This window comes from Nocardia lijiangensis NBRC 108240 (assembly GCF_001613045.1).
GTDB classification, from domain to species: Bacteria; Actinomycetota; Actinomycetes; order Mycobacteriales; family Mycobacteriaceae; genus Nocardia; species Nocardia lijiangensis.
Genome location: NZ_BDBP01000176.1, coordinates 1 through 6,460, shown reverse-complemented (window position 1 = coordinate 6,460; position 6,460 = coordinate 1). Strand labels below are relative to the sequence as shown.

7 protein-coding genes and 1 pseudogene are annotated in these 6,460 nt (G+C 69.2%); 3 read left to right on the top strand and 5 right to left on the bottom strand.

What is annotated here, in order from left to right; genetic code table 11:
• Window positions 1-633, bottom strand: a 633-nt coding sequence (locus tag NL1_RS35345; RefSeq protein WP_156095203.1) for a TRAM domain-containing protein, incomplete at its 3' end; no start/stop codon positions are given.
• Between the two features lie 31 nt (window positions 634-664).
• Window positions 665-2,656 (bottom strand): APC family permease, encoded by a 1,992-nt coding sequence (locus tag NL1_RS35340; protein ID WP_067849164.1) that lies wholly within the window; start codon window positions 2,654-2,656, stop codon window positions 665-667.
• Between the two features lie 193 nt (window positions 2,657-2,849).
• Here NL1_RS35340 and NL1_RS35335 point away from each other — a divergent pair, with 193 nt between their 5' ends.
• Window positions 2,850-3,515: a potassium channel family protein gene (locus NL1_RS35335; protein WP_067849161.1), complete on the top strand. Its 666-nt coding sequence runs from the start codon at window positions 2,850-2,852 to the stop codon at window positions 3,513-3,515.
• A 2-nt stretch (window positions 3,516-3,517) separates the two neighbouring features.
• Complete coding sequence (locus NL1_RS35330; protein WP_067849158.1) at window positions 3,518-4,189, top strand: potassium channel family protein; 672 nt, start codon at window positions 3,518-3,520, stop codon at window positions 4,187-4,189.
• A gap of 33 nt (window positions 4,190-4,222) precedes the next feature.
• Here NL1_RS35330 and NL1_RS35325 read toward each other — a convergent pair whose 3' ends face one another.
• The 3 genes from NL1_RS35325 to NL1_RS35315 all read right to left on the bottom strand — a co-directional run bounded on the left by NL1_RS35325 (window position 4,223) and on the right by NL1_RS35315 (window position 6,120).
• Window positions 4,223-4,855 (bottom strand): sigma-70 family RNA polymerase sigma factor, encoded by a 633-nt coding sequence (locus NL1_RS35325; RefSeq protein WP_084511429.1) that lies wholly within the window; start codon window positions 4,853-4,855, stop codon window positions 4,223-4,225.
• A gap of 138 nt (window positions 4,856-4,993) precedes the next feature.
• A complete protein-coding gene (locus NL1_RS35320; RefSeq protein WP_084511428.1) occupies window positions 4,994-5,737 on the bottom strand; it encodes a DUF3159 domain-containing protein in 744 nt (247 codons plus the stop codon).
• A 5-nt stretch (window positions 5,738-5,742) separates the two neighbouring features.
• Window positions 5,743-6,120: an OB-fold nucleic acid binding domain-containing protein gene (locus NL1_RS35315; protein ID WP_067849155.1), complete on the bottom strand. Its 378-nt coding sequence runs from the start codon at window positions 6,118-6,120 to the stop codon at window positions 5,743-5,745.
• 125 nt (window positions 6,121-6,245) lie between these two features.
• Between NL1_RS35315 and NL1_RS35310 the strand changes: the two are divergent.
• Window positions 6,246-6,460, top strand: a pseudogene (locus NL1_RS35310) (alpha/beta hydrolase); the annotation flags it as partial.

Below are 6,460 nucleotides of genomic sequence, written 5' to 3'. Positions count from 1 at the left end.
CCCGCGCCGCGCCGTCGCCTGCTCGGCGGGCGGCAGTTCCACCAGGTGCCGCACCCCGTCACCGTCCACCGCGACGACCAGATCGGCGCCGGGCGTCCAGACGCGATCCGCGATCCCCTCCATCGCACCCGAAACCGGTTGCGGGCAGCGCAGATCCGCGATCACCTCGGTGCTGCGGTAGCGGTGCATGCCCGCCCGCCCCTCGGCATCGACGGGCAGCCGGATCCTGGTGCGCCAGCCGCCGGTCGCGTCGTCCGGGTATCCGGCGATCGGTTCGACCGTCACCTCGCGGTCGATCCTCGCCAGCCTGCGCAGCTGCTCGGCGACCACCGCCGCCTTCAGCCCGCGCTGCGCGGCGGGAGTGGCATGCGAGAAATCACAGCAGCCCGCGCCGCCCGGCCCGGAGACCGGACAGGTGGCGGGCACCCGATCCGGCGAAGGCTCCAGGATCCGCACGGCGTCGGCGCGGCAGAACGAACCGCCGCGGTCCTCGGTGACCGTGGCCCGCACCAGCTCACCGGGCAGCCCGTGCCGCACGAACACGACCCGGCCCTCGTGCCTGCCGACGCAGAACCCGCCGTGTCCGGGCGGGCCGAGCCGCAGGTCGAAGGTCCAGCCGAGCCAGTCGGTCATCGCCCGGACCCGCTCGCCGCGCGCCGCGCGCTCATACCCGGTCCTCGTAGCCACGCCGCACCGCGCCGGGTGCGTTGATCTCGCCCGCCTGCTTGGCCCGCGTCGTCGACGAGGTCAGCTGCCATGGCACCGAGGTCACCATGACGCCCGGCTCGAACAACAGCCTGCCCTTGAGCCGCAGCGCGCTCTGGTTGTGCAGTATCTGCTCCCACCAGTGGCCCACCACGTACTCGGGGATGAACACCGTCACCACGTCGCGCGGTGCGTCGCGACGCACCCGCTTGACGTAGTCGAGCACCGGCTTGGTGATCTCGCGATAGGGCGATTCGATCACCTTCAGCGGCACGGTGATATCGCTGTTCTCCCATTCCCGCACCAGCGCCCTGGTGTCGGCCTCGTCAACGTTCACCGTGATCGCCTCGAGCGTGTCCGGGCGGGTGGCGCGGGCGTAGGCCAGCGCCCGCCGGGTCGGCAGGTGCAGCCGCGAGACCAGCACGATCGAATGCGAGCGGCTCGGCAGCACGCCGTCCCACTCGTGCTCGTCGAGCTCCCTGGCCACCGAATCGTAGTGGCGGCGAATCATCTTCATCACCACGAAGATCGACACCATGGTCAGGATCGCGATCCACGCGCCCGCGAAGAACTTGGTGATGAGCACGATGATCAGCACGGCGCCGGTGGCGCTGAGGCCGATCGCGTTGATCACCCGGGAACGGTGCATCCTGGACCGCTGCGCCGGGTCGGTCTCGGTGCGCAGCAACCGCGTCCAGTGCCGGAGCATGCCGGTCTGGCTGAGCACGAACGAGACGAACACGCCGACGATGTAGAGCTGGATGAGCTTGGTGACCTCGGCGCCGAAGACGACGACGAACGCGATCGCAGCGCCGGACAGGAACAGAATGCCGTTGCTGAAGGCCAGCCGGTCGCCGCGGGTGTGCAGCTGGCGCGGCAGATAACGGTCCTGGGCCAGAATCGAACCCAGTACAGGGAAGCCGTTGAAGGCCGTGTTGGCGGCGAGCACCAGGATCAGCGCGGTGACGGTGGTGATGAAGAAGAAGCCGATCGGGAAGCCCTGGAACACGGTCTCGGCGATCTGGGCGATCAGCGTCTTCTGCTGGTAGTCCTCGGGCGCGCCGATCAGGTGTTCGGTGTTGTGGGCGTACACGATGCCGAGCTTCTGCGCCAGGATGATGATGCCCATCAGCAGCACGATCGCGATGCCGCCCAGCATCAGCAGCGTGGTCGCGGCGTTTCGCGACTTGGGTTTGCGGAACGCGGGCACGCCGTTGCTGATCGCCTCCACACCGGTCAGCGCGGCGCAGCCCGAGGAGAACGCGCGCGCGATCAGGAAGGCGAAGGCCAAGCCGTACAGGTGCTCGTCCTCGGCCTCGAGCTGGAACCCGGCCGACTCGGCCTGTAGATCCTCGCCGAGCACCACGGTGCGGAACAGTCCCCAGGCCAGCATGACGACCATGCCGAAGATGAACGCGTAGGTCGGGACCGCGAACGCCTTGCCCGATTCCCGCACGCCGCGCAGGTTCATCGCGGTGAGCAGCGCGATCGCCACCACCGCGAACAGCACCTTGTGGGTGGCCACGAACGGGATGGCCGAGCCGATGTTGGACGCGGCCGAGGACATCGACACCGCGACGGTGAGCACGTAGTCCACCAGCAGGGCGCTGCCGACCGTGAGTCCCGCGGTGGGCCCCAGATTCGTGGTCGCGACCTCGTAGTCGCCACCCCCGGACGGGTAGGCGTGCACGTTCTGGCGGTAGCTGGCCACGACGACGGCCATCACGAAGGCGACCGCGAGACCGACCCACGGCGCGTACACGTAGGCCGAGACGCCTGCCACCGAGAGCACGAGGAAGATTTCCTCCGGCGCGTAGGCGACCGACGACATGGCGTCGGAGGCGAACACCGGAAGCGCGATTCGCTTCGGCAGCAGCGTGTGCCCCAGCGAATCGCTACGGAAGGGCCTACCCAGCAGCATCCGCTTGGCTGCCGTCGTCAACTTGGACACTGGAGCGAGCATAGATCCCCTGACCGCCGATCGCCCGTGGGGTGGCGCTACGCGTCTGCCCAGGCCCACGCGTCACAAACAGGTTTGCCCGCCCCCCTAAGGGGGAAAGTGGGCCATGGGCACATCCGGCGGGTACGGTTCTGCGGACAGGCAAGTAGACCGAACGCCAGTGGTCCAGGAGCGAGGTTGCACGGTGTACGTAGTGATCATGGGATGCGGACGCGTCGGTTCGTCGCTGGCCCGCGCCCTGGTCCGGGTTGGCCACGAGGTCACCGTGATCGACCGGGACCCGAGCGCTTTTCTGCGGCTCGGTGACGATTTCCCCGGCGAGCGCTTGGTCGGCGTCGGCTTCGATCGAGATGTGCTGACGCGCGCCGGAATCGAACGGGCCGACGCGTTCGCCGCGGTCTCCTCCGGCGACAACTCCAACATCATCTCGGCCAGGGTGGCCCGCGAGACCTTCGGCATCGAGCGCGTGGTGGCCCGGATCTACGACGCCAAGCGCGCCGCGGTCTACGAGCGGCTCGGCATCCCGACCATCGCCACCGTGCCGTGGACCACCGACCGCTTCATGCGCACCCTCGTCGGCGATTCCAGCACCACCACTTGGCGCGACCCCACCGGGACTGTCGCGGTGACCCAGCTGACGCTGCACGAGGATTGGTACGGGCGCACGGTGCGCGATCTGGAGCGCGCGATCGCCGTCCGGGTGGCGTTCATCATCCGGTTCGGCCAGGGCCTGCTCCCCGACAGCAAGACCATCGTCCAGGCCGACGACATCGTCTACGTGGCCGCGAACTCCGGCAACGTCGGCGCGGCCGTCGCGATGGCCGGCAAGCCCCCTGCTAGCGAGGACTGATCATGAAGGTGGCCATCGCCGGGGCAGGCGCCGTCGGCCGATCGATTGCCCGGGAACTGCTACGCAGCGGACATACGGTGATGCTGCTCGAGCGTCAGCTCGACCACATCGACCCGGACGCCATTCCGGACGCCATCTGGGTGCATGCCGACGCGTGCGAGCTGGCACTGCTGGAAGACGCCGGACTGGAGACCTACGAGGTGGTCATCGCGGCCACCGGCGACGACAAGGCGAACCTGGTGCACAGCCTGCTCGCCAAGACCGAGTTCGGCGTGCGCCGGGTGGTCGCCAGGGTCAACGACCCGCGCAACGAATGGCTCTTCGACGGGTCGTGGGGCGTCGACGTGGCGGTCTCGACCCCGCGCCTGCTCGCCTCCCTGGTCGAGGAGGCGGTCTCGGTCGGCGACCTGGTCCGGCTGATGACGCTGCGCCAGGGACAGGCGAACCTCGTCGAGATCACCCTGCCCGCCGACACCGCGCTGGCGGGCAAGCCCGTGCGCGCCCTGACCCTGCCGCGCGACGCCGCTCTGGTGACGATCCTGCGCGGCGGCCGGGTGATCGTGCCGCAGGCCGACGACCCCTTCGAGGGCGAGGACGAGCTGCTGTTCGTGACGTCGACGGAAGCCGAGGAAGATCTGCGGGTAGAGCTGGCCCACCACGGCATCAAGCCGTAACTCCCCGATACGGGTTGCTGCCGCGGATCGGGCTCAGGAGGCCATCTCGAGCTGCGCCCGCAGCTTGCTGAGGGCGCGATGCTGCATCACCCGGACCACGCCGGGGCTGGTGCCGATGGCCTCCGCGGTCTGCGCGGCCGACCAGCCGAGCACGATCCGCATGACCAGCACCTCGCGGTGCGCGGGGGCGAGCACCTTCATCAATTCCCTGGTGGCCGAGCGGCGTTCGAGCGCCAGCGCCCACTCCTCGGGGCCTGCCGCTGACGACGGGGTGTCCGGCACCTCGGCCACCGGATAGGTCGGGTGCATCTGCGAGCGCCGGTACGCGTCGGCGATCTTGTTGGACGCGATGCCGTAGACGAACGCCAGGAACGACTTGCCCTGATCCCGGTAGCGCGGGATGGCGTTGACGGTGGCCAGCAGGATCTCCTGCACCACGTCGTCGGCGGTGACCTGCAGGTGGGCCGTATTGCCGAGACGCGCACCGCAGTAGCGGCGGATCAGCGGATGCACGACCCGCACGATCTCCGACACCGCGCGCTTGTCACCCGCGGCGGCGGGGCCGATCAGCTTGTCCAATTCCGCCGCCACCCGGCGGCTCTCCGACAGCGCGGGGCTGGGGTGGGTGTGGGACTTGGTGGTCGAAACCTGGTGCTCGGTAGCCAATGTCCGAGTCCTTTCTCGCCGATCGTTGCGTTTTTCGTCTCGCAAACGATCCTCTGACGAACTCGGCTCACCGACCAGGCACCCCAGGGTGGAGAGTGCCCCACCTCTGCGGTGGGAGCGGCCCCACCCTGTTCTGCGTCAGGCCTTTTCGGCGGAGGTGCGCGGCAGATGACCGGCCCGGCGCACGGCCCAGACGGTGACCGCGAAAGCGACCGCGGTCAGCGGCCAGCCCATCCCGATCCGGGCGACGGCGAGCCACCCGGTGCGATCGGTGTCGTAGAGCTGGGACTGCACCAGGTACCTGGCCGCGAAGACCACGACGAAGGTGGCGGTCGCCAGGTCGTAGAGGCGCACGGCCCTGCGATCGGCGCGCCATTCGGAGCCGTGGCCGTTGAGCACGCCCCAGATCACGCCGACCAGCGGCCAGCGCACCAGGATCGAGGCGAGGAACACCCCCGCGTAGAGCAGACTGGTGTAGATGCCGAACAGGAAGAAACCCTTGGCCTCACCGACCCGGTAGGCGATCAGCGCGCAGACGCCGACGCCGAGGAAACCGGAGATCGCGGGTTGCACCGGGCTGCGCCGCACCAGCCGCCACACCAGCACCGCGGCCGCGACGCCCAGCGCCGTCCAGATCGCGACGGTGAGCCCGGCGAGGGTGTTCACGGGAACGAAGACGAGCACCGGCAGCGTGGAGTAGATCAGGCCGCTGAAACCGCCCATCTGCTCGAGCAGCGACGGTGCGGCGGGTTTCGCCCGCTCGGCCGACGCTTCATCGGCCTCGGCGTATCCGCCGCCGCGGCGCGGAACCGTGGCGTCGATCGGTCGCTCGATATCGGTCGGCGTGCCGAGTTCGGCGCCGTGGTCGTTGCTCGATGGCATACGTGTCAGCTGTTCCCGCGCAATTCGTAGTAGGGGTTGAAGATCACCTTACGGCCATCGCGGTCGCCGACCCTGCCGCGAACCAGGATTCGCCGTCCCGGTTCGATACCGGGGATACGCCGGCGACCGATCCACACCAGGGTGATGGCATCGGTGCCGTCGAAGAATTCTGCCTGAACACTGGCGCCCGACGACTTGGGGCAGGCCTCCACGCTCCGTAGTCGACCCAGCATCGTCGCTTCGTCACCACGACGACACTCGGACGCCCGGCAGGCGCCCGACGCCTCGGCGGTCTCGGCCAGCTCCTCGGCATCGAGTTGGTCGATGTCCTCGGTCAGCCTGCGGCCCAGACGTCGAAAATACCCTGAGGCTGCGGATGGCATTGCACGCTCTCCTGCTACCTGATGGCGCGGGTCACACGCCATCGTGGTTGTTCTGTGACGACCGGCTGTTGGCCGTACACCCGCCACTGTAGATGCCCGTGGCCACCCCCGCTACGCTCGACCCGGTGTTCGACTCCCCACCTGTCGCGAGGGCCACTCGACCTGCGGTTCCCCTCGTCGTCGCGCTTCCAGGCACCGGCTCCGACGCCGATTTCGCCAGGCGCGCCTTCGGTCCCGCGAGCGCGGCCCGCGGGTTCGAGCTGATCGCGGTGGAGCCCGATCCGCGGGCGGTCGTGGCGAGCTGCCACGCCGCGCTGGACGAGGCCGCCGCGCGCGGACC